The sequence below is a fragment of the Microbacterium sp. DT81.1 genome (assembly GCF_049844955.1).
GTDB lineage: Bacteria > Actinomycetota > Actinomycetes > Actinomycetales > Microbacteriaceae > Microbacterium.
Map to the genome: position 1 here is coordinate 1 of NZ_JBNCMA010000014.1, position 22,177 is coordinate 22,177.

Sequence of the window (22,177 nt, forward strand, 5' to 3'; positions counted from 1 at the left end):
AAAGCCCTCGCTAGACTGCCCGCAATCGTTCACTTTTCAAGCGCCGAAACCGTTCAGAATTCGAGCGCCGTCGACAGTAGTATCGCCGCCGGACCGCCGCGCGGATGACCCCGCTTATGAGCGTGCGTGCAGCTGCGGAATCGAGGCGTCGCTCGGATCGAGTCGATATTAGCTAGGGAAACGAGTCCCGCAGGTCGCCGTGGACACGCAACTTCGGATGGTCGGTCCAAGATCCACGTGGACCCCGCGACTCGACGTGAGCATCGTGTATCGCGACATCAACGACGGACTTTACGGCAGCCGTCCGTGAGCGTTCCATTATCCCTACCGGCCAGAGGGCACCGAGAGGGGACCCCGAGGGCGAGGATGGTGGCGCTCAGCGCCTACCCATTCACTGGTCAAAGCTCGGCGATCAGGTCGAGGCGCGTAAGCAGAAGGTGACTGGCCGTTGCGATGGTGGGACGGCCGACCGCTCTCCATCGATAAGGGGTCGATGCGGACATATTGCGCCGCAGGCTCGGCTCCAGCTATGCGCTGGTACCAAGGTGGCTCCACGACAGCGTGCCGTTGACCAAGGACCCCAGCCACCAGTTGTCGTCGCCGGGGTAGTAGAACATCACGCTGTTCCTACCGGAGCCATCGAAGTCGGCGATCCAGAATGGTCGTCCGTCTTGGATGTTGTGGCCGAAGTCCTTGGTGTTGCCGACCAACCGCCAGCTGAGCGTGCCGTTGACCAAGGACCCCAGCCACCAGTTGTCGTCGCCGGGGTAGTAGAACAGGACCTCGCTCTTTTGGTCGCCGTTGAAGTCGGCTACCCAGAACGGGCGTCCATCGTTGATCGCATGTCCAAAGGCTTTGGTGTTGCCAACGAGGCGCCAGTTGAGTTTGCTGTTGCTGACGGCGCCAAGCCACCAGGTGTCTTCGGGCGGGTAGTAATAGAGGATGTCGCCCTTTTTGTCCCCGGTGAAATCTGCGCCAACCCACCGTCTACGAGGTTGCACCCCTGCTTGCGCAAGCGCGTTGAGGACGATCAGCCGTAGCGCCGGGTCGACCACGAGGCTGCCGCCGAACGTTATGGACCCTGCGGAGAAAACCAGCCCTCCTCCGGCGTGGTTATAGGTTGTCATGTCGGCGCCCAGGCCTTCGCCGTCAGCCTCGCCTCGGGCGAGGACGACTAGACCGGTGGGTAGCTTTGATGGCGGCACGGGGAAAATCTCGGGGTGCAGGTCGCTGTCGGCGGGCATCCCGATAGCGCCCGGGCCGTCGCTGGTGTCCACCTCCCAGCCACTGGCTTTGCCGTTGCTGTAGCCGCCGGGGAGGGTGTCGTTGTTGAGGCCGAAGTTTCCGAAACGCGCGTGCTCGGCGAGGTTGGTGAACTGAAAGAGTGGATGGTGCGCCTGCCCGGGTTCGACGATGTACGGCGATCCTTTTGCGCCGCTGCGTTCCGTAGCGACTCCGAGGATCTCCCGTTCGTGGCGCGGGGGGTTGAGCAGTCGGAACATGGCTGCCTCTCGTGGGCCTCTTTCAATCCCGGCGCGGAAGACCATCGCTGTCTTATCTGGCGTGTACTCGCCATTCTCGAAGATTCCGTTGCCGCCGAGATAGAAAAGGCTTCCTCCCTGGTCCAAATAGCGCTGCAGGACGTCGTGCATGCGAAGAGTCCAGTACTCGGGGTGCGTGCCGATGATGAGCGCCTTCCACTGCGGCCCCGTTGCTGAGCTGTTGAAGGGTACGTTCTCGAGGTCGGCGAAGTCGACGTCAGTGAGGACTTCGTAAGTGATCTGTTCTCTTTCGAGCCATCCGAGGATCCACAACTCGCCGCGCAGCAAGTGTGGCGCGCCTTGCGGACCGGCATTCGGATTGGGTCGCAAGAAGCTGACGTGCGCAGCGGCGCCGGCGTCGTCGTACTTGCCCTTGCCGCCCCACGCGTTGTATGCCAACCAGGTGTTGACGTTAGCCACGACACCAACTTTGTGTCGGTTCCCTTTCACTATGAAGGGGATCGAGCACTGAGTGCCCTTGCTGTCCACGCAGGAGGCGACGTAGATACCGGTTCTCGTCTCGTTCGGAATTTTGTAGCTGAACGTCTTCGTCCAACCACAGCCATTGCGCCACGGTTCTGCAGGCACGGCTTGGAGCGTCGCTTCAACCCGAAACTCTTCTACGAAGTGGTAGTCGATTTTGTCGGAGATCGAACTCATGCGTGAGATGGTCACAACCACCGATCCCTCGCCGGAAAGCATGAAGTCGATGGTTGCGCGCTCCCCCCCCGACAGTGGCCAGCAGTACCCCTCGATGGCACGGAGTGGGGACATCGCTACGCTCCTCCCGTGGCTCCTCAGACGGAAGCCTCACGCTCCACCAGAGTGGCACAGTCACGTTCGTGAGAGCTCTACCAGGTGATGGTGCCGAGTGTGGCCCGATTCTCGGCCGTTCGCTAGGGGATCAACGTACCGAGAGCGCAGCCTGGCCCCGCCACCCGGTGAGGCCGATCGGCAACAAGAATCGATCCTCGAATGTGGAAATCTGCCAGGAAGGCAGCTCAACACTTCCGCGAGGGACTCCCGTATTCTTCGTGTGGTTCTTCACGCGGGACGAGGCACGGGTGCTTGCTCCGCAGCACAACGCGAAGGGAATGGCAGCATAGCCAAACTTGCGAAGGTGGCGTGAATCGTATTCACGATCCGCGTCCCGCGAGGCGATCCAGATCGTCGCGCGCGATCGGTTCATGGACTTCGCCGTGAAATCTGTTTCGTCCTTCCGCCCGCTGAAGAATCGGATGGTGGGCGCGGGCGGCGCCGTTGACATCCGCCGGAGCACCGCGTCAGAAGATGGATAGATCCTCTTTCGCGGGAACGGCGAAATCGTCGTTGCAGCCGTCGTTGAGCCGATGCATCTGGTCCAGGTGGAACGGTGAACGAGCGGGACAGCCTCGTGAATCGCTAGACCGACTAGTATCTTTGTCGAGTACCCCCCGACCTAGAACATGGAGGCCTCGTGGCTAAGAAGACAATCACGACCTACGTTGACGACATAGACGGCTCAGATGCGGACGGGACCGTGACGTTCAGTTTCGACTCCAAGCTCTACGAGATTGACCTGTCGTCGAAGAACCGTAAGAAGCTTGAAGACGCGCTAACGCCATTCATCAAGTCGGCTCGTTCCACCGGCAACCCGCGTCGGTCTAATAGCTCGTCAGCACGTGGCGCGGGTCGGACCGACCTGGTTTCCGTGCGCGCCTGGGCACGAGACAACGGACACGAAGTAAGCGAACGCGGGCGCGTCCCCGCATCCGTCATCGAGGCTTACGACTCAGCCCACTGAACAACATCGTTGCTCCCAAACCGGTACCCCACCGGTTGCTGACTCAAATCAGTCAAGGTGAGGGGAGCACAATCCGGCGTCACGGCTCGTTGAGATCGTTTGCGCGCAGAGCGACCGTCTCACGTGCGCGCGGCGAGCGCCGTCGCGAGCTGAGCAGCGGTCCCGTCCACGATCTGCCGGAGACTGAGTTACATTTGCCCAGGACCGCACCGCAATTGTCGGCGCGTGACCCAGAGACCGCTCCTGCCTGCACATGAAGTTCTGGATGCGGTCGTCGACATCCTCACCGACCAGAAGCGCCCTAGCAACCGGACTGGAAGTGCGACGGGGCGCTGGGTGTTTCCTGGTGACTGCCCTGCATGCCGTCTCGGGATCCAGTCGCGCATCACTTGCCATCCAGGACATTGTGTGGCTCTGCTCACGCCCGACGGGTGTGAAGGAGATGATGGGAGCGCAGTGTCGGGTTCTGCGCCCTCCACGTTGGGGTTGGCGTCACGGCGGGTGTGATTATGCCGCCACCAGCCGCAACTCCGCCTTAACCCGCGGGTTCGTTTGCTACGGGCTCCACAGGAACGCGTGGAAGGCCCCCGCTGGCACCACTTCCTGCCATCCGACGATTTGGCCTCGTAGGTTGATCTTGTCCGCGGAGCTCGATTCACCGAGGCTGGCGTCGTGCAAGTCCTTCATCCCGGTGGAGGCCGTCCACCGGAATGCATGAAACTTTCCATCCGGCGTCTCGGATCCCCCGACGATGTGACCCAGCTCGTTTATTCCGTACGCGTAGGTGTAGGAGCCGCCGAACCCCCCCAAGTCCTGTATTCCTCCCGACGCTGTCCAAAGGACCGCGTGGTAACCCCTCCCGTCGCTGTTCCTGGCAATTCCTACGATCTGGCCCCGTGCGTTGATGGCGGTCGGGAGAAATTGCCCCAGATCCCGCATCCCACCCGACGGAGTCCACAGAAACGCGTGCGCTGGCTCTTCCGCGGTCTGCGCGGTCCCTGTGACGTGACCGAGCGCGTTGATGGCGAGCGCGTGAACGTTGCTGTTCTGGTCACCAAGTGTGCCGAGATCCTGCATGCCACCGGACGCCGTCCACCGGAAAGCCCGGTGGTATCCGTCTGCCCGTTCCGCAGTGCCGGTGACGTGTCCTAGATCGTTGATACCGCTTGCGCCGCTGGTTGGGCCGCCAAGAGTACCCAGATCTCGGATCCCGCCGGACGCCGTCCACAGGAACGCACGCGGATTGTCAGTCGAGTCGGCCGAGGCCCCCGCGATTTGGCCCAGATTGTTGATCCCTACGGGGTAGCTGTAGTCCCCGCCGAGCGTACCCAAGGCCTGCATCCCGCCTGACGCCGTCCATCGGAACGCCTGCTCCGTACCGCCGCCGGTACCGGCGTATCCCGCCACCCGTCCGAACTCGTCGATGTCGATCCCGTAGCTAGGATCGCCACCCAGAGTGCCGAGATTCTGCATTCCGCCCGACGCTGTCCAACGAAAAGCGCGATCTTGCCCGTCCGCCGTCTTGGCATACCCGGTGACCTGACCGCGCGTGTTGATATCTTGCCCGTGGCTATTGGGGCCGCCGAGCGTGCCCAGAATGCGCATCCCTGTCGCTTGTGTCGAAACTGTCCCCGCTGACGCTGTCGCGGCGGTAAGCGGCAACACCCCGACCAGGGCCGTCACGACCACGGCGATCATTCCCCCACTGCGTCCAACGTTCATTGTCTACTCCTTCTATTTGGACCGTTCTTGTGCGGGGCGGCGACGCCGGGGTGTGCGCCTCGCCGCCGCTGCTCAGCCGGCCGGCAGCGCCCGCACTCGTGCCGTGGGCGGGCTGACCAGTGACACGGGCTCCGCGCCGGACAGCGACCCGGTGACCTTCACCGAGATCCTCGACCAGACGTCGCGCAGGCGCAGGGTGTAGTTCTCGGCCGTCGCGCCGGGGATCGGGACGCCGTTCCGCAGCCACTGGTAGCCGAGCGCGACGCCGTCCGGTGTCCAGGCCCCGGCGTCGGCTGTCAGTTTGGCTCCCACGCGGGCCGGCCCGGAGATCTGCGGGACGGTGCCCTCGATCGTCGGTGAGGGGTCGTCGATCGGGGTGACGATGCCGTCGGCGGGACAGCTGCCCGCGGCTTCGAAGCGCAGGTTGTCCACCAGCACGAGCGAGTCGCCGTAGGTGTCTTGACGGTCGAGCACGGAGATGAAGACGTCGGAGTAGCCGGGACCTGCCACCGAGACGCCCGTCAGGGGCACCCGCGCCGTGACCGGTGGCATCCAGCTGTTGACAGGCCAGCCCGGCTCGGGCGAGAACCCGAGCACCGAGCCGACGCCGATCACCCCGCCGCTCGCGTCGCGGGCGAAGTTGTTCGGCGGAGCGGCGTCCTCTGAGAGGTCCACGGTCGGGCTCTCCACGGTGAAGTAGTCCCCGTCGACCACCCCGGCGGTCCCGACGAAGTTCTCCTCGGAGCCGTACAGCAGGTCGACCGCGAGGCAGGTCAGGCCCGGGGGTGGGGCGACGCTCAGGCGCGCACGCGTCTCATCGGTCGGCCAGAATAGCTCGAATGGGGCGGAGTCGATGTCGCTGGACAGCTCGCCGCTCGCATCACCCGGCTCGAGAGCCTCCGATGCGACACCGGTGGACAGCACGGCGTAGGAGTCGCCCTCCGTGGGGAAGCCCCGGATCGGGCGTGTTCCGACGGCGAGACCGGCGGGCACCACGTAGTTGAAGGGAAGCGCCCAATTCCGACGCTCGCTGATGTGCGTCTCCAGGTCGGGGTCCATCGCGGCGAGCAGGCCGTCGAGGCCCGCCACCGGTTCGGTCGCCAAGTACGCGGCGGGGAGCGGCCATTCGCTGTACCCGTCCAGGTGGGGAGTGATGGCGACGAGCAGGGCCTCTGGCAGGTCGGCGAGCGTAATGCTCGCTCCGGTCGCGCCGGGAATCAGCCGGGCGCCCCTGGACCACTGATAGCTGAACGATGCGGGCTGCGGCGACAGAACGCCGGGAGTCGCGGTGAACGGGGTGCCCGGCTCGCCCAGCCCGGTGACCTCCGGCCCCGCCTCGGGACCAATGGTGAAGGATGCCGCGGGGATGTCGAGCGTGAAGTCGATGTCTGCCGAACCGCCGTCGCCGAGGGTCACGTCTGTCGCCGCGTCGAAGTCCGTCGCCGACGGCCACCACTCGGTCGCCCGCGCCTCCGTACGCGCCGAGACGCGGTACGACCCTGCCGGAAGTTCGACGGCGTAGCCGCCCGTGCTGTTCACGACCTCCATCGCGACGGGGGTGTCGGGATCATCGGCCGGATACACCGTGACCACCCCCGCGGCGTAACCCAGGTCGGGGTCCGTCTGCACCCCCGCCACCGTGCCGCCGATCCGAGCGGGTTCGGCGGCCGCCGCGGGCGTGGCGGCGGTCCCGAGCCCGACCACCGCGAGAACGGCGGTCAACAGAGCTGCGATGCGCAGCGGGAAAAAGTGGCGCCTGATACGGAGCGACATGATGCCTTTACAGATCTCGGTGCATCGGGCTGCCGAAGTGACGCTGCGCAACCCAAGCTAGCGGTCGCGGCGTCTCGGGGGAAGGGCAGCACTGATGCCAGGCGGTCACACCGCAAATTGGTCGACGTGAGCACGTGCCCTCTTCTCGGCCGCGCCAACCTCGCGCCCGTGCGACGTCGCATCGGCACGGCAGTTGCGAACAGGTGCTGCCGGCAACGGAGGAAGGCATCCACACGACGCCGGAGAAGGGGGCATGTCGATTTCGCACGGTGGAATGGACCATGAGTGAATAGTCATTTCCGTTTCGGGACCAGTGAGCACATGCAGGCACTGGTAGGCATCGTCTGAACAAATTCTCCAGAACCGGGTCGGCAACCCATCGGGTCCCCGAACGGGAAGGCCGAGATGATGCTCCATTACGAATCGCTGTTCGACGACACCGAAAAGCGGGCGCAACGCCACCACACCGGCCCTGTTCGGGCCTGGCGACGTAAAGGTGGTCCACCCACCCGGGGCTGAGCGCGATCACACCGAGGAGGGCGCTGTCGTCGGTGAGGCTGACTGCGACCCTGACGTCGTGGCCGGGCCAGCACCCTAGCAACCCAGTAGTCGCTGGTCGACCGGCGCATGGGCGCTCAGGCGCACGTGCGCACCGACCCACGGCTCGAACTCGGCAGCCCGACGGCGCACGTCACTCCCGGTGGGTTCCTCGATGTTGCGCAGATTGCGCTCTCGCCGTCATGCGGCGCGGCGGTCCGGCCCCGCGCACGTTCAGGGATCCTGGTGGGGCACGGATCACGGCTTCCGGTGTCGGTACCGACCGGCTAGCGTGAGCGCAGTCGTGGGTCTGCTCCACTTGAACAGTGGGGAGCATGACATGGGCAATGCCGCGCATCCGACGCTGCTCGAATCGATCGCGGCGTGGACTCTTACCGTGGCGTTCGTCTACTCGATCTCGTATGAGGGCGGGAGCCTGTGCACTCGCTTCGAACTACTTGTTCAGCGCTTCCCTGCCGCCGGCTGCTTCGCTCTCGTGCCGGCCGCGGCCTTTGCTCCGGGTGGCAAGCCCATGAGGCGCTCGACGGCCTTCGCCATGGTGATGCCGCGCATTGCGTCAAGCTGGACCTCGATAGCCCGGACGTCACTTCGCAGGGCAGGATCCGTGAGGTGGGTTCGCAGCTTGCGAATGACCTTCAGCCCGGCGTCGACCTCGTCGTCCGTGAGCTTCACGGTGTCGTCCCTGGCAAGCGCCGCACTGCGTTTCACGAGGTCGGCTGTCTCGGTAAACAGGTCTCGATCGCCGAGCAGCAAGGTGATCACGGGCACCTCGATGCGTTCGAACAGCGCGATCCATTCGCGCCCCGCGTCCGTTGTCGCGAGAAGCTTGTCCCGGACCTTCCGCAGTGCGGTGATCTCGGTCTGCGCGCGGAAGAACTCGGCCCCGATCAGCTCGATGGCGCAGATACTCTGCTGCAGCAGCGCGACCATGCCCGATTTCGCGTCGCGTATGACGGGCTGGGGATCCTCGGGTTGGAAGGACTTCTCAGGGCTGCCCATCCAGGGTCCGGTCTCGAACGTGAAGCCGTAGGTCTTGCGGAGCGCGGAATCCGAGATGTGGCGGCTGTAGACGTAGTCGCCGAATGTCCCGGTTGTGGGGTAAAGGGCGACGCCCGCCTTGCTGGTGTACGCGCGGCCGCGCACCGCCGCGATGGCGTCCACGATGCGCCCGCCCACGGTCTGGAAGCGCAGAAGGTCGCGGGGCGAGATGTGCTCCTGGTAGCCGGTCCTGATGTCCGAGCAAGTGCCCGTGGGAAGGGTGGTGAAGCGCATCGCGGGATTGGTCGTCTGCGCCGGGGCGTGCCCCCACGGCCAGAGGATGAGCTCCGAGTACGAGTGGACATCGGCGAAGGTGTCGATCCGGCGCGTGTCGAGCAGGTGCCGCACGTTGCGGGTCTCCGGCTCACTAACGGCGCTCGGCCCGACGTAGGTTTCAGCGCACGGCGAGCACGAAGTCTGACCCGCCGTCACGCCCCACAAGAAGTCGGAGTTCCGGTTGAGGTCGACGCCGACACACGTAGTGCCCGCGTTGATCGCGCGGCTCTTGCGCCACATCTTGTAGACCGTCATCACGTGCTCCCGCCCGTCGGGGTTCACGCAGGGAATCATCCAGATGTCGAGCGATTCAAGGATCAGCTTGACGTCGGCCGCGGGCCAGCGCTGGCCGCCGTACACGAGGTCCGAACCGGTCGCGTAGCTCACGAACAGGTCGACGGCCAGCTCCACGATGGCTTGGGGGTTCATGAGCTCGCGGGCGTGTGTGCCGCCGACGAGCAGCGCGCCGCGTCGCTCGGGGCCAGTGCCGGCGCGGAGCCGGAGGGCGAAGACGGGCCGTCCCTCCACGGACGGCTCGGGCAGCTGGACCCGCGTGAAGTATGCGGGAAACCAGGTCGCGAGCAATCGCGTTTGCGAGTCGAGTTGTGCGACCGTGCGGTACATCAGCGCTCCTCCTCTCGCGGGATACCGGCGACGCGCTCCTCGAGCCAGCGCTCGCGTCCTCATCCGACTGGACCAGGGCGGGGTCCAGAGGCTCGAATGAAACAGTGTGGTGGACTCGCACCTCGTACCCGCGGTGAACCAGCTCCGCTACCTCGTCAGCGGTGACGATGACGCGGACACCGCCCTGCGGATCGGGGACGCGGTCGATGTCCAGGTCGGACACCCGCGCCAACGCGACCTCGCGTTCGCCTGGATGCACGGTCGCTTCGAATCGGATAGCATCCGGATGTCCCAAATCCTCATCGCGCTTAGATTTTCTGGCCACGAGACACCCCCATCGAGTCACGGCACGTCCACCGGGCCATCGCAAGGCAACCCAACGGGCTTCCCCGACCGTTCTGGCGTCAACGTACTCCCGGCAGACAATTGACGCAACCAACAAGCTCCCCCGCGTGGGCGTCGGATCGGTCAGATGAACGGTGGATCTGGCCCGGCGCCTGGTCAGTTGATAAGGCTTCGAAGAAGACAAGGTTGCGACTTTCGGATCCCGCGGACGCGAATAAGCGCGACCACCAGGGCGGGAATTCAGCAACACCGCCTGTGGATATCTATGTGGAAATTCGCGCGACACGCCAGTAACCCTGTGGCAACATCTGTGGAGAACCGCCGGCCGGGTCTGTGGATTATGTAGTACACCCTTGTGATCCGCGGGAATCGGTCTCCACAGGCCGGGGAATGAATTGTGCCTGAGTACCGGTTGAAGATTGCGTCTCCGCCTAAGGGTCGTGCGCCAAATCCCGCTGTGCTGGATGACGGCGCGGCATGGAGATTGTTGAACTTGTCGACGACTTTGTTGGGGACATACATGTTGATCTTGCGCTGGACCTACAGCAACCGGTCGACTAGGTCAGTTCGCGCATCACGGCCATCTAGGGTCGAGACTGGGTCCCATGTGAGACGCAACTCGTCGCGCTGAGGGACCGTCAAGGGCGGCGGCCTCGAGCGCACGGGTGCTGGGTGGAATGACGCGGCTGCGAAAGTTGCGGTCGCCTGACAGCGCGGCCGCGAAGGGACCGCCTTGCGGGCGGCGCGCACCGGGCGGCGTGTCGCCGGGACGGGTCTTGTGTCGTGTTGCAGCCGTCGTGATCATCGCCACATCCCCAGCAACGTCCGCGACGCGCGGCTCGAGGCGGGTGAGCCGCTGGGGCTGTGATCATAAGATCACGGTGTGTGGTTTCCGAGAACCGACTCCGACATCCAGCTGGCGATCACAGAGGGGTCACTGTCCGAGACCAAGTACCTCGATGCCAAGCGTGAGAGTGGTGACACGAATAGCGCGCGAGCCGAGACTGCGAAGGACATGGCTAGCTTCGCGCTGGACGGCGGATCGCTGATCATCGGGGTGGAAGAGGACAAGAAGACCGGCGCCTTTTCACTGGCGCCGCAGCCGCTCGCTGGCTTGCCGGAGAAGCTTGAGCAGATCGCGGCGAACCGGATCGATCCGCCGCTATTCATCCGAGTGACGGAGATCGCGAGCGCTTCGGATCCGTCGCGCGGATACGTCTTGGTCGAGATTCCGCCTTCTCCGACGGCTCCGCATATGGTCGACAGTCGCTACTTCGCCCGCGGCGATCGCACCACGCGCAAGCTGACAGATGCGGAAGTCGTGCGATTCCATTCGCAGAGGCACGGACAGGAGGAGCGACTCGGGGCGCTCTTGCGCGACGAGATCGAGCGTGAACTCTCCCTCGACTTGGACGACTGTTGTCTCCTCGACAACCTCAATTACGTCATTCATCGAGAGTCGACTCCCGGTCAAGGGTGACGACACCCTTGATGAGGCGCTCAACAACTTCGCCGTCCTGAGAAATCTCCAGGTCGTAGACGGCGGTGTCGAAGATCAAGTCCTCAGTCGCTTCATCGGAGAGGGACACTGTGATCTTTCCTACTGGCGCATCAACGACTACTGACGGCTCTGCTAGAAGTAGCCGGTTGCGCGACCTGATCTGCATCCGGGCCGTCATGCCCGTCATGTCGACAGGATCCCCTGCTTCATCCTGCCAAATGATCACCCGGTTGAAGGTGACGCCCTGTTCGATCGTGAAGTTGTAGATGCCGCTGCTCATATCTGCCCTGAATATGAACGAGCAGGCGCGAATTGTAAAGCGTCAGTCTAGACTCTTTGAAGGAATTCACGCCCTCTAAGCTTGTTATCTAACACGTTACCGCTTGCCCCATGATGACTGCGACGACGGCGAAAACCACTCCGATGATGAACAGGATCAAGGCGAGCCAGAAAGCGTCCCTCCAACGGGCCTGATGAGCCTCTCCCTCCGTCTTCGCAGTCTCGGGCTCCTTGGACTCCGCTTTACGAAGCTCCGGCAGAAGCGGAGAATCTCGCAGGAGCACGCGCTCATACTTCTCGCGTCGCAACTTGACCGCCTCGGTCAACTTCTGCTGCGCCAAGTAGCCCGCACGAACTGCTACCGCTCCTAGGATGAGCCCACCCGTCCAAGCAACCACCGCCAAGACCGCTAACTCAACACGGATGTTCAAGTTCGAGTCCTCTGCGGATGCAGCCCCCAGGAGGGTTAGGAATGCTACGGCTGCACCGCCGTTGAGCAGGAACAACGGGGAGACCATTGCGTGCTCGAACGCCGCGGTCGCGCGGTTGAGTTCCACCTCGTGAGCACGCTGAGTTTGGTAGACAGCAATGTCTCTGTCATTGGTGGGCATGGCCATAGGCAGATGATCCTCCTGGGAGCAACTGGACGCAAGGAGGGGCGCTACTGCTGCCGAGGGGCTCACATGAGAATCGCCAGTGGCTACCATAGAGTGCATGTTCGTCACGCTGAACGAGCAAGCGGTCGCCGCGATCTACGGAGCGGTGGCAGCGGGTTTGTTCACGCTCCTGGGGGTGATCGTAGCCTCCTTGTTCGCGGCACGGTCCGAGCGCGTCAAATTTGAGCGCGAAGAAAAAGTGCGCCGAGAACAGCGCATTCAAGATGATGCCGTTTGGACATGCGGCGAGATTCTGAACATGACAAACGAGGTCGTGAGACGCGTCGATCAGCGTCGTGGTATAGGTCTGAATCTATTCGATTGGAACCGGAACTATGACACTCGTGAAATGTCGTCTCGCCTGTCCAGCTTGAAAAATCAAGTCGATGTGACCATGCCCGAGGGTTTAGGAATCCGGGCGACGGAATTGCTGCGGGCAGCACGTGGAAGCTTACAGAAATGGAAGACCAAAGAGCAGGCTGATAAGGCGGCAATCAATCTGCGGGAGGCAAAGGAAGCGTTTGAGGACGAGATGCGCAACTTTCGCGGCCTCAATCCGCTGAACCGTCGCGAGTTTGACTTGACCGACCCCACCGATCCGTCCGTCTAGGGAGTCGCGGTCCGTAGCCTTTTCTTGCCCTGCTGGTTTGTGAAGCTGCAGATGATGCCGCTCATATCTGCGTTGAATATGAACGAACCAGGCGGAAATGTAAAGGTTACCTAACTCGGTTTTGCGTGCCCGGTGAGATGCACTTCTGTTCTGTATCGAGCAAGCTCTTTCGATGCTTGAGCGCTCGTCAAGGAGTTGACCACCTCAAACCCGGCCTTCTCAATGATCTTGCTGTTGCCGCCGAGCTTGTCGACGATCTCCTCAATGGGAGCGGTCACTCCCGCGCAGCAAGTTGCTCCTCAACCTCCAGCTGCTGCACGAGCCGATCATCCGCCGTGCGGAAGTCGTCCACGGAACGGACGCCCGTGGGCATCGCCCGCACTGAGATCAACCCCCAACATGCCATCGAGGGATGCCCAGGCCATCACCCAGAGGGAATGATCCCGGTGAGCCTTCGAGCGGATGACCGCACGACGCCCGGTCACGGATCCACTGTGGTACTTGGAGCGTCGCGCTGAGGGACCGCCGATTTCACCCGCTCACGGCGACGTCACCCTCGTTCCTAGGGCATGCCTTTCCTCGTATCGTGCCCGCGCGGATATTGAGGATGTGGATGCGCCGCTGGGGTCGGTCAAGTCCAAGGAGTCGGATGAGTTGGAGCGCCTACGACGCCCCCCGCACGGACCGCATGGCGACATCGCGGGGATGCGGCGGCGCATGCTCGACTCTCGAAACGGGACCGCCCCAACGCCGGCGGCATCGCGCTCGAGAATCTGCGGAATCCCGGGATCCCGACGAGATGCCAAGGATGATCTCTCGCGGGGGCGACGACGAAGGCCGCTGGGGCTTTGCGCCAACGTGCTGCGCGAGCCGATCGGCGAGGAGTTGGTGATGGTGGACGGGACGCTGATGGTCAGCGCGGCACACCCTGATCTGGCGAGCGCGGGCCATTGATGGACGAACACCCGGGGCGTGGCGGTGCCCGGTTCCTGTTGGCGGTGATCGACGGCGGAGGGACTGTCCCGCCGGCCATCGGTCTCGCCGCTGAACTCGTCCGGCGGGGCAATGAGGTGCGTGTGCTGGGCGATCCGACGATCGAAGCGTTGGCCGGATCGGCTGGTTGCGCTTTCAGTCCGTGGAGGGATGCGCCCCACATCAACTCCCGATCCGAACAGACCGCCCTGATCGCCGCGATGGAGGGGCGCAACCCCGTGCGCGCCAGTACCACACCGGCCGATACGCCGACCGCGAGTTCAACTGCGGCGCCTGGTCCGCCAGCGTAATCACTGAAGCTACCGCCTTGGTTCGCGGCGATCGCGAGCGAGAACATGACAATAGGTGTGACGATGCCGTCGTTGAGTCCGCTTTCGATATTGAGGGCACGCCGCACGCGTGATGGCACGCGCTCGTCGTCAATGACCTGAGCGCTGAGCCCAGCATCGGTGGGCGCCAGGGCGGCACCGACGAAGATCGCGAGCGCCCAGGTGAAGTCGGTGAAGAGAACCGCGGCCGCGAGAGAGCCGAGGATCACGGACAACGGAAGGCTGATACCCAATAGGCGTCCGGGGAGCGCCATGTCACGTCGGAGTGTGGTGATGTTCACTCTCGATGCATCCGAGAACAAGAGAAGTGCCAGCGTCAACTCGGCGAGGACATGGACCGGCGGCGCATCAACATCGACGGGCACAGGCCCCCACACCTGATTCCCGAGCAGAAAACCCGCCACCGTGAAGACCAGCGGACCGGTGATGTTCCACCGAGCAAGGGGAATCGAAACGACAGCCCACCCCAACACCACGAGACTAAGAGCTGCAAGTACCGACTCCATCCATAGCACCTCTCGTGTGGCCCCGGTCACCCCGCGGAACGCCCGGGATCAACCGCTGATCCAGTGCCCTTTACCGCCGCGCCAGAACGGCCACCGAGACGGCTCGTCAGCCCACAAACTACCGCCACCCACGGGTGACACCACCCGACATGCGGCATCTGACTCGTCCAATCACCCTCCCGGCCGCGCCCTCCGATACTGGCTCCACACCGACCGCCCGCAGAGGAATCCGGTTGCGGAATCGGTGCCCGCGTCAGTGCAGCCGGCGCCCCGTCGGAATCTGGTGCTGATCGTCCGCTGGCCACACTCCCGCAGCGACTCGGTCTCTCGTACCCACGGTCTCGCACATCTGACGATGTCCTACGACGGGTTGGACCCCGCCAGCCCGTCGCGATCACAGATCGCCGCTACAAAGGGAGGCCCACAAGTGTCACCGATCAACAATCAGGCTGTGACCACTGCCCGCTCAAGGATCCCATCGGACCAATGCTCTTGGCGGTCTTTCCGTCGATTTCCGCCGAGGCCCCTCCCGCCGCGGGGACGGAAGGGGCCTCTGGTGCGGAGTCGCGCGGGGAGGGGACAAACGATCCGGCGCTCCGACAACCCAACGGGGTAGCGTCATGCTACCCGCATACTTCAAGGCGACCGGCCGGATTCTCTAGTCGCCGGATGACCGAATGGGATCCATCTTTCGCTCGGGGAGACGCGGACGTCAGCGGTCTTCTCATGGTCGGATCCTCGGGCTGACTGTCGAAACGACCTCCCGACCGCTCGACTCGAGGAGAGACCGCACGGCATCCTCGGCTTCCCCTCTTGTCGAGCGGCGAGACGCTGCGGACGCACTCGCGTGTGGGCTATGCCACGGTCGGTGCGCCCAGCACGAGTGGGCCGACGGTGCGAGCCAGCGGGCCGACCGGCGGCATCAGCAGCGATGCGTGCGTGGGCGATGAGCGAACCATCGGGCCCCCAGGGCCCAGCAGTGCTGCGCGCCCGGGGGATCCGAATTGTCGATGACCTGCTCCCCAGCAGCGACCATCGCCTTCAGAGGGAAGATCGCGGTCGCCTCCCCCGGCGCCGCATCTTCTTATCCAAAGGTTACCTTGTCCCCCTTAAGGGGGACAAGGTGGAATCCTCAGGTTCCGCCAAGGATGATCGAAGTCAGCAACTTCGGACGACCGATGGGAACCTGGGGCTGTTGGTGGGTAGCGGGTTTGGGTTGGCTCGAAAACTCCAGGTGCCGGGCTAGCACGCCTCCCCAGGAGACATCGCAAGAAAAGTCGAGCGGTAGGGAGAGAGCCCGAATAGGTTCGTGGTGTGTTCAAGCCGGCTCGTGAAGAGACGCACAGTAGGTACGACGAGGTCGTGCTCGCGGTTCTGGTGTATTGCGAGGAACACCTCGAGGAGCCCCTGACCCTTGAAGATCTGGCGGCTGTGGCCGGCTTCTCGCCTCACCACTTTCACCGCGTCTTCCAGCACGTCACCGGCGAGACTCCGAAGGGACATCTACGGCGGCTGCGTCTCGAGCGCGCTGTCTACCGGATGAAGACCAGCCCGGACAACGTGCTACGGATCGCACTGGACTCGGGTTTCGCGACCCACGAAACCTTCACACGCGCTTTCGTCCGTCGCTTCGACATCAGCCCATCCGAGTTTCGCGCCGTGCTGATGAACTACCGCGCCTCCGTAGACGACGTCCTGGGCAACCGCACGTTCGCAGGATTTACGGAGGAGACCCCGCTGACGTTGCGTTTCGACCTGCAGAAGGAACCGGTCACGGTCAAGCGCACCCCCGGCCGGCACCTGCTTTTCGTCCGCCACTACGGTCTTGAGAGCCTGGTCCCACCGGGCGGGTCATTTCTCGATCTCTGGGACGAGTTGTTCTCGTACCTGCAGGAGCATCGCATCGCGCACGCGTCCGACGTGCTGCTGGGTATCACCCACGACGACCCCTACGTCACCGATGAACCGCACATCCGCTTCGACGCATGCATCGAGATCAGTGAGCCCGTGGCGACAAGTTTCCCGGTCGCCTACCGGTACCAACCGGCGCGGCTGTGCGTCACGCGGCGGCACGACGGCGGGCTCCAGGAGATCGCGAAGACCTTCGCCCAGATCGGCGTGGACTGGCTGCCATCCAGCCCGTACGGCATGGCGGCTGCATCGCCGTTCGAGCTGTATCACTGCACACGTACGGCCGACGGCGAGCTGCATGTCCAGTACGCCGACGCCTTCGTCCCTCTCGACACAACAGAAGGAGAAGCATGAAGAGCTTCCAGTTCACGGAGCACATCAAGCGACCCCCGCGAGACGTGTTCGCGGTCATCGCCGACCCCCGGGAGGCCACCCGCTTCCTCGACAACATCACCGACAGCACCAAACTGACCGACGGTCCCATCGGGGTCGGCAGCACATTCCGCGAGACCCGCGTCGTCAGCGGAAAGCAGTCCAGCGCGGACCTGCGAATCACCGAGTACGAGCCGTACACCCACGTCGGCGTGTCCACAGCGGCCGAGGGCATCACCGTGACATACCAGTACCGTCTCGCGACGGAAGGCGAAGGCACGCGGCTTGACTGGACGTGCGAGCTTGATGCCGACGGCTTGAGAAGGATGATGCTCCCTCTGGTCGCGGCCATCATGAAGAAGGAAGACGGCGACCATCTGCAGCGACTCAAGGTGTACATCGAAACCCAGCGAGACGAGCCGACATAGGCAGAGGACGCCGGTCGGGTGACCTTTGGGACAGGGGTAGCGCGACTGGCGATCAGCGAGCGGCGGGCCCCGGATGGATTGCGGCTGGCGCGCCAGGATGGATCGTCCGATGACCGTTCGTCCGCGACGGAGAAGCATGGAGAAATCAGGATCCCCGGCCACGCTGTATGCGCAGATTCCGTACAGGGACGTGCCCTCGGTGCTGCGATGGCTGGAGCGCGCATTCGGCTTCATCACCACTATGGAGTGGCCAGACGATGACGGAGGTATCCAGCGCGCGGAGATGCGGCTCGGGGACGCCGCATTCACGGTATTCACCGACCGTGCCGGGTATCTTCGTCCGGAGCCGCGCGGAGATTCCGTCGGATTCGGCTTGGTGTTCACTCTCGCATCGCCCGAGGCAGTAGACGCGATCCACCGGTCCGCGTTGGCAGCCGGCGCCATCGAAGTCATCGCACCGGCGGACACCGAGTGGGGCAACTACCGCTGCCGCCTCCGCGACATCGAGGGCTACGAATGGACCTTCGGGACCTACAAGCCCGGTGAACCACAGGACTGGTCGGCCGAAAGGTGAGTACTCGCGAGACGAGCCCACGGGGAACCACGGGGTTGCGCATCCGCATTGCACCTTCGCTTGAAGGAGCCAGATACGGGCCGACCAGCGCACGCTTAGAGGCGGTCACCTAGCCCTGCCACTTTCATCCGAGTACCGTGGGCGCGAAGCGGGGGTGTCACGAGGATTTGAGGAGGCACGATGAGCGAAGGGACAAGCGCTGATCCGTGGCACCTCAAGACAGCACCCGGCAGCTCTAGTTACGAGATGTTCGTCGACGGCGATGAACTCATCTGCGATGTCGGTTCCACCCGACTGAGGTATCACGCCCGCGCCATCGAAGATCTCCACCAGTGGCTGCTCGAGCAGGGTGATTGGGTGCCCCTCGGCGCCGCTGACGAGAAGAAGCCCGCGGCGGACGGCTCCGTCGAAGCATGGGGTCGATCAGAAACCAACCCTGTAGGCGGCTGGTATGGGCTCCGTCCCGGATACCGAGGACGCTTCGGCATGTACCTGCCGCCGCTGCTTGAAAAGCTCGGCCTCGCAGAACTCACTCACGACCCTCGCGGCAACCAAATGCGCGGGATAGCGCCCTAACGCACGCCGTCCGGTCACGCCTCAAGCACCCTGGAAGTCTCGCCCGCGGGTCGCAACACGCGTAGCCAAACGACCTTACCCGAACAAGTCACTGACCGGACCCTGTACGGGACCATTCTCAACAACTGCCTGGTCCCGCCCGGATAGGGATCCCATCCCAGACACCCGTTGCCAAAGGGGCTCACGTGACTGGATTGGCGACACCCATCGTCCCCCCTAGAGCCGCTGGATGTCAGGCGTCGTCGTGGATCCGACTGTGCGGTCCCGGGTTCCTCGCGAGCGTTGCACGTCGACCCGCCCAGGGCAACAACCCCAAGTCCCCCGCCAGATGCCTCGCCTACCCTTGCCTGCCAAGGCACTCCAGTCGAGCGTCACAGCCTGAACGCGACCCGCCTATGACGGGCATTGCCCGGTTGGGGATCGGTCTGCGTGACCGCGCGAGGGAACGTAGTGCGGCAATTGACAGTCGAGATCCGGTTTGCCCGAGCGACCTCGGGCGATCTCGCTGATCCTGAGTCGCGGCCGTCCCCCGCGCGTGCTCTGGCGAGGGTGCGCCGTCGCCGTTTCGGGTTGAGTCGCGTACGCGGCCTTCGTCGCTGGAGCCGGCCGGCGGCCACAGCGTCGGCGTCTGCCTGAACGACCCCTGGTGCGTCACGCGCTGTGGGGTGCACGATGACCGAGTGGGGAGGATCGCATGAACCGAGATCGCTTCAGCGTCGCAACGTTCAACTTGTACAACCTTCAGCTGCCTGGGACGCCGATGAATCCGGGCCAGAAGGTTTGGACGGCGGAGGAGTACGCCCGCAAGCTCACCTGGATCGGCGCACAGCTCAAGAGCCTGGACGCCGACGTCATCGGCCTGCAGGAGCTATGGCATCGCGATGCCATGGCCGATGTCCTCTCCGCATCGGGGTTGGATCAGACGTACGAGCTCATCGCGTCGCCGGCCGATGGTAGCCGCATCATCTGCGCCGCGCTCGTGCGCCACGGCCGGCGCGTCGGTGACCCCGTCTGGGTGGACCGCTTCCCGGACGCGATGCGGCTGCAGTCCACGACGCCGATGGATCCGCAGTCGCCGGGAATCTATGTCAACGTGCCGCGCTTCTCGCGGCCGGTGCTGCGAATGTCGATCGCGTTGCGCGACGACCATCCGAGCGTCGAGGTCTTCGTCACTCACTTCAAGTCGAAGCTCCCGATCCGCATCGACACCGAGGTTTGGTACATGCAGGACCCGGCCAAGTACAAGGCCCACACGACCGCGCTGGGCTCAGCGCTCGCCACGATCCAGCGCACCGCAGAGGCAACAGCCCTTCGGGTGCTGCTCACCGAGGTCATGAAGGGCACGGTGACACCCGTGATCGTGCTCGGCGACGTCAACGACGGTCAGCACAGCAACACCCTCAACATCCTGACCGCGCAGCCCCGCTACCTCGTCGGCGAGTTCAGCGGCGGAGCCGACATCGGTCTCTACACGGCGCAGACGCTGCAGGAGTATCGCGATACCCGGGACGTGTACTACACCCACGTGCATCAGGATCTCCGCGAGTCGCTCGACCATGTGCTGGTGAGCGAGCAGTTCTACGACCACAGCAAACGCCGGCTTTGGCTGTTCGACGGCCTTACGATCAACAACGACCACCTGAACAACGAAGAGCACCGCCTCCACGGAACCGGAGACCACGGCGTCGTGATGGTGAGCTTCGTCCACAAGCCGCTCAAGGAAAATTAGACCGAGTGCTCGGGTGGCGCTAGATCCCGGCATTTCGATCGCAATGTCCAGGTGGCGGTTGGCGCGCTACGCGCCAGCCGCCATCACACTTCCGACGCCGGCGCTCGTTACGCGTCGGCGCCGATGTGACGAGCGGTGCCCGTTTTCTACCGTAGTGACATCACATCACTCATCGCAGGAAGTGGCCGCGATCCCCGGTATCTCGGGGTCGGAGCTTCTCAGCATGATTCCTGCTGGATTCGTAGAGGAAACTCGGCATGATTCTCGCGCTTGCAACTGTATTACTCTGCGGCCTCGGCCTGATCGGGTCGCTCATCGCCGCGGCGCATGACCAGCCAGGTCCGATACCCACTTTCTGGGACTACGACACTCGCCGCCCAGTGCCGTGACGCCCGCCGAGCGATCCCCCGTGACGCGCAGCTGATCGCGGCCGTTGCCGTGACCTTGTGTCTCACTAGATGTCAGGGACCGGCGCGCGGCGTGTCAATACCGTCCGGCTCGGACGACCTTTCGCCGTGCACCGTCGGTCAGATTGCCATTCGTGATCTCTCCGCTGTCGATGAACCAAGGTGCGATCTCGCAGGGCTGTCGCTGACCTTCGCCGAGGATGCGCGAGCGTTCGGCGTGGGTCCTCCCACCGTCGACGGCGGCACGGCGACGTTCACCGTTCCCTCGGTTGATACGGTGTTAAGCCGGGCGATGGTGGAGGGCGTGAGTTGCTTGTCGTCCATTGGGGAGTGCCGGGTGTCGGTGTTGCCACGATCGAGGACGGACAAGTCGTTCAGATCTGGGCCAGTAGCGCCGACGCTATGAGTCTTCACCGTCAGCAGCTGGCGATCGAGAACGTCGACTTCGAGTGATCCGCGATCGAACCAGCTCACCCCTCCCTTGTGTGAAGCCTCACCAACTAGCGTCGCGGTGAGAGCTGGTGGCTGACTCAATCAGTCGACGCGATCGGAGCAGGATCCGGCGTCTGAGTTCTGGAGGGGCCACGCACGCAAGCGGATCCTGTGCGAGCTCGGCGCTACTCCTCAGATGACCTCGGTATGCGCTTCGATCGCCTCGACTGATTGAGTCAGTGACGATCCCATCCGACGCGTAAGTCGTTGCGTAGAGGGGCGGCCGATCGGGCGGAGAGCCGCCCGACGCGTAGTGCCATGTGACAGGCCAGCAGCGGAAGGCTCAACTGCGTGGGCTCGGGGACGTCGCCGCTAAGCGCTCTACGAGCAGGCGCCCCCAGTGCGAGCTCGTGTAGTTGCTGGAAGGCGCGAGCGGAGAACGTCTAGTGGGCATCTAAATTGCGTCGCGCTTTCGGCGTGTTATCTGCCTGTTTGGCCAGACGCGAAGGTCAAGCAACCGCACGAGCGGCCGCTCCAGCATGGCAAGTGCGACGGTGAGCGGAAACCAGGCGCAAGCGAGCACCTCGGTCGTTCTACCGGCGGCAACATGCTCGTCTGTCCCGGAAACTAGCGACGGGTCCATGGGTTGTATGACCCACGACTGCAACGGCCAGGCGACGCAGAGTTCGATGCTCAGCGCTAGGAACGATGCGAATGCGAGCCGTCGTACAACAACTCGTATGTTGACCGCGCGGCGAGGAGTTGCTTGATGGTAGCCGAGCAGCACGAAAGTCAACGCGAGACCGATGACTAGGCTGAGGATGCCCCAGTCACCTGGCCCCGCGGTAAAGGTGACGGCAGCGGCGACGCCAGCCAGACCGAGGGCCGCGGGGTCGACCTTGTCTGTGGGCTCGGGGAGTGGCCCCCGCGCATCAGACGCGTCAGTGGGGCGAACGGCGTCCTTGCTCATGGAGCAATATTGCACACTTCTCATGAGGGGTACCACGGCCCGCGGCCAAGGAGCACCCGCTTCGTGCAATCGCGGCCGCCATCCGTGTCGGGAGCTGTACAGACGCGCCGCCGGTCGTGGTCGACCGTCCTCCGAGGTCCCCGTTTCGTGCTGGCCCGGATGGCGATCGGCGGATTCAAGCGGTCATCGCAACAGCACGTCCCCGATGACTTCGTTGGGGGTTTGGAACTCTAGTCGTTTGCGT

At 63.9% G+C, this 22,177-nt stretch carries 17 protein-coding genes; 8 read left to right on the plus strand and 9 right to left on the minus strand.

The features are described from left to right. Positions 1-527: 527 nt before the first annotated feature. Complete coding sequence (locus ACLQ2Q_RS21695) at positions 528-2,243, minus strand: N,N-dimethylformamidase beta subunit family domain-containing protein (protein WP_425823873.1); 1,716 nt, start codon at positions 2,241-2,243, stop codon at positions 528-530. Positions 2,244-2,997: 754 nt separating this feature from the next. Between ACLQ2Q_RS21695 and ACLQ2Q_RS21700 the strand changes: the two genes are divergently transcribed. Beyond that, positions 2,998-3,324, plus strand: coding sequence for a histone-like nucleoid-structuring protein Lsr2 (locus ACLQ2Q_RS21700; RefSeq protein WP_425823875.1), 327 nt, complete (start codon positions 2,998-3,000; stop codon positions 3,322-3,324). A gap of 555 nt (positions 3,325-3,879) precedes the next feature. Here the strand turns inward: ACLQ2Q_RS21700 and ACLQ2Q_RS21705 are convergent. From ACLQ2Q_RS21705 to ACLQ2Q_RS21715, 3 genes are all read right to left on the minus strand, one after another. Next, the gene (locus ACLQ2Q_RS21705; RefSeq protein ID WP_425823877.1) at positions 3,880-5,046 is read right to left on the minus strand and encodes a hypothetical protein; all 1,167 of its coding nucleotides are present in this window, start codon (positions 5,044-5,046) and stop codon (positions 3,880-3,882) included. Between the two features lie 72 nt (positions 5,047-5,118). Next, positions 5,119-6,768, minus strand: coding sequence for a hypothetical protein (locus ACLQ2Q_RS21710; protein WP_425823879.1), 1,650 nt, complete (start codon positions 6,766-6,768; stop codon positions 5,119-5,121). A gap of 1,050 nt (positions 6,769-7,818) precedes the next feature. Continuing rightward, positions 7,819-9,315, minus strand: coding sequence for a M14 family zinc carboxypeptidase (locus tag ACLQ2Q_RS21715; protein ID WP_425823881.1), 1,497 nt, complete (start codon positions 9,313-9,315; stop codon positions 7,819-7,821). A 1,228-nt stretch (positions 9,316-10,543) separates the two neighbouring features. Between ACLQ2Q_RS21715 and ACLQ2Q_RS21720 the strand changes: the two genes are divergently transcribed. Beyond that, positions 10,544-11,140, plus strand: a complete 597-nt coding sequence (locus tag ACLQ2Q_RS21720) for a helix-turn-helix domain-containing protein (protein ID WP_425823883.1) — start codon at positions 10,544-10,546, stop codon at positions 11,138-11,140. Here ACLQ2Q_RS21720 and ACLQ2Q_RS21725 read toward each other — a convergent pair. Then, complete coding sequence (locus ACLQ2Q_RS21725; RefSeq protein ID WP_425823885.1) at positions 11,106-11,441, minus strand: hypothetical protein; 336 nt, start codon at positions 11,439-11,441, stop codon at positions 11,106-11,108. The two genes, ACLQ2Q_RS21720 and ACLQ2Q_RS21725, sit on opposite strands and share 35 nt — an antisense overlap. Before the next feature lie 88 nt (positions 11,442-11,529). Continuing rightward, positions 11,530-12,057, minus strand: coding sequence for a hypothetical protein (locus ACLQ2Q_RS21730; protein WP_425823887.1), 528 nt, complete (start codon positions 12,055-12,057; stop codon positions 11,530-11,532). 97 nt (positions 12,058-12,154) lie between these two features. On the opposite strand from ACLQ2Q_RS21730, the gene ACLQ2Q_RS21735 reads away from it, so the two are divergent. Then, positions 12,155-12,706: a hypothetical protein gene (locus tag ACLQ2Q_RS21735; protein ID WP_425823889.1), complete on the plus strand. Its 552-nt coding sequence runs from the start codon at positions 12,155-12,157 to the stop codon at positions 12,704-12,706. Between the two features lie 913 nt (positions 12,707-13,619). Here ACLQ2Q_RS21735 and ACLQ2Q_RS21740 read toward each other — a convergent pair. Beyond that, positions 13,620-14,534 (minus strand): cation:proton antiporter, encoded by a 915-nt coding sequence (locus ACLQ2Q_RS21740; RefSeq protein ID WP_425823891.1) that lies wholly within the window; start codon positions 14,532-14,534, stop codon positions 13,620-13,622. 1,314 nt (positions 14,535-15,848) lie between these two features. Here ACLQ2Q_RS21740 and ACLQ2Q_RS21745 point away from each other — a divergent pair. The 5 genes from ACLQ2Q_RS21745 (at position 15,849) to ACLQ2Q_RS21765 (ending at position 20,124) form a co-directional block, all read left to right on the plus strand. Next, entirely contained in the window at positions 15,849-16,799 is a 951-nt protein-coding gene (locus ACLQ2Q_RS21745) for an AraC family transcriptional regulator (RefSeq protein ID WP_425823893.1), read from the plus strand. Next, positions 16,796-17,245, plus strand: coding sequence for an SRPBCC family protein (locus ACLQ2Q_RS21750; RefSeq protein WP_425823895.1), 450 nt, complete (start codon positions 16,796-16,798; stop codon positions 17,243-17,245). Before ACLQ2Q_RS21745 ends, ACLQ2Q_RS21750 begins: the two co-directional genes overlap by 4 nt. A 136-nt stretch (positions 17,246-17,381) precedes the next feature. Then, entirely contained in the window at positions 17,382-17,819 is a 438-nt protein-coding gene (locus ACLQ2Q_RS21755; protein WP_425823897.1) for a VOC family protein, read from the plus strand. 180 nt (positions 17,820-17,999) lie between these two features. Continuing rightward, positions 18,000-18,395, plus strand: a complete 396-nt coding sequence (locus ACLQ2Q_RS21760; protein WP_425823899.1) for a DUF6855 family protein — start codon at positions 18,000-18,002, stop codon at positions 18,393-18,395. Between the two features lie 694 nt (positions 18,396-19,089). Then, on the plus strand, positions 19,090-20,124 hold the full coding sequence (locus ACLQ2Q_RS21765; RefSeq protein WP_425823901.1) for an endonuclease/exonuclease/phosphatase family protein: 1,035 nt from the start codon (positions 19,090-19,092) through the stop codon (positions 20,122-20,124). Positions 20,125-20,651: 527 nt separating this feature from the next. Here ACLQ2Q_RS21765 and ACLQ2Q_RS21770 read toward each other — a convergent pair. After that, positions 20,652-21,005 (minus strand): hypothetical protein, encoded by a 354-nt coding sequence (locus ACLQ2Q_RS21770; RefSeq protein WP_425823903.1) that lies wholly within the window; start codon positions 21,003-21,005, stop codon positions 20,652-20,654. Between the two features lie 412 nt (positions 21,006-21,417). After that, positions 21,418-21,933 (minus strand): hypothetical protein, encoded by a 516-nt coding sequence (locus ACLQ2Q_RS21775; protein WP_425823905.1) that lies wholly within the window; start codon positions 21,931-21,933, stop codon positions 21,418-21,420. Positions 21,934-22,177: the final 244 nt, after the last annotated feature.

Coding starts and splice junctions, on each gene's coding strand:
- ACLQ2Q_RS21695 (WP_425823873.1), bottom strand. CDS start 2,243: ATGCTTTCCGGCGAGGGATCGGTGGTTGTGACCATCTCACGCATGAGT.
- ACLQ2Q_RS21755 (WP_425823897.1), top strand. CDS start 17,382: ATGGAGAAATCAGGATCCCCGGCCACGCTGTATGCGCAGATTCCGTAC.
- ACLQ2Q_RS21760 (WP_425823899.1), top strand. CDS start 18,000: ATGAGCGAAGGGACAAGCGCTGATCCGTGGCACCTCAAGACAGCACCC.
- ACLQ2Q_RS21705 (WP_425823877.1), bottom strand. CDS start 5,046: ATGAACGTTGGACGCAGTGGGGGAATGATCGCCGTGGTCGTGACGGCC.
- ACLQ2Q_RS21765 (WP_425823901.1), top strand. CDS start 19,090: ATGAACCGAGATCGCTTCAGCGTCGCAACGTTCAACTTGTACAACCTT.
- ACLQ2Q_RS21715 (WP_425823881.1), bottom strand. CDS start 9,315: ATGTACCGCACGGTCGCACAACTCGACTCGCAAACGCGATTGCTCGCG.
- ACLQ2Q_RS21730 (WP_425823887.1), bottom strand. CDS start 12,057: ATGGCCATGCCCACCAATGACAGAGACATTGCTGTCTACCAAACTCAG.
- ACLQ2Q_RS21725 (WP_425823885.1), bottom strand. CDS start 11,441: ATGAGCAGCGGCATCTACAACTTCACGATCGAACAGGGCGTCACCTTC.
- ACLQ2Q_RS21735 (WP_425823889.1), top strand. CDS start 12,155: ATGTTCGTCACGCTGAACGAGCAAGCGGTCGCCGCGATCTACGGAGCG.
- ACLQ2Q_RS21740 (WP_425823891.1), bottom strand. CDS start 14,534: ATGGAGTCGGTACTTGCAGCTCTTAGTCTCGTGGTGTTGGGGTGGGCT.
- ACLQ2Q_RS21775 (WP_425823905.1), bottom strand. CDS start 21,933: ATGAGCAAGGACGCCGTTCGCCCCACTGACGCGTCTGATGCGCGGGGG.
- ACLQ2Q_RS21750 (WP_425823895.1), top strand. CDS start 16,796: ATGAAGAGCTTCCAGTTCACGGAGCACATCAAGCGACCCCCGCGAGAC.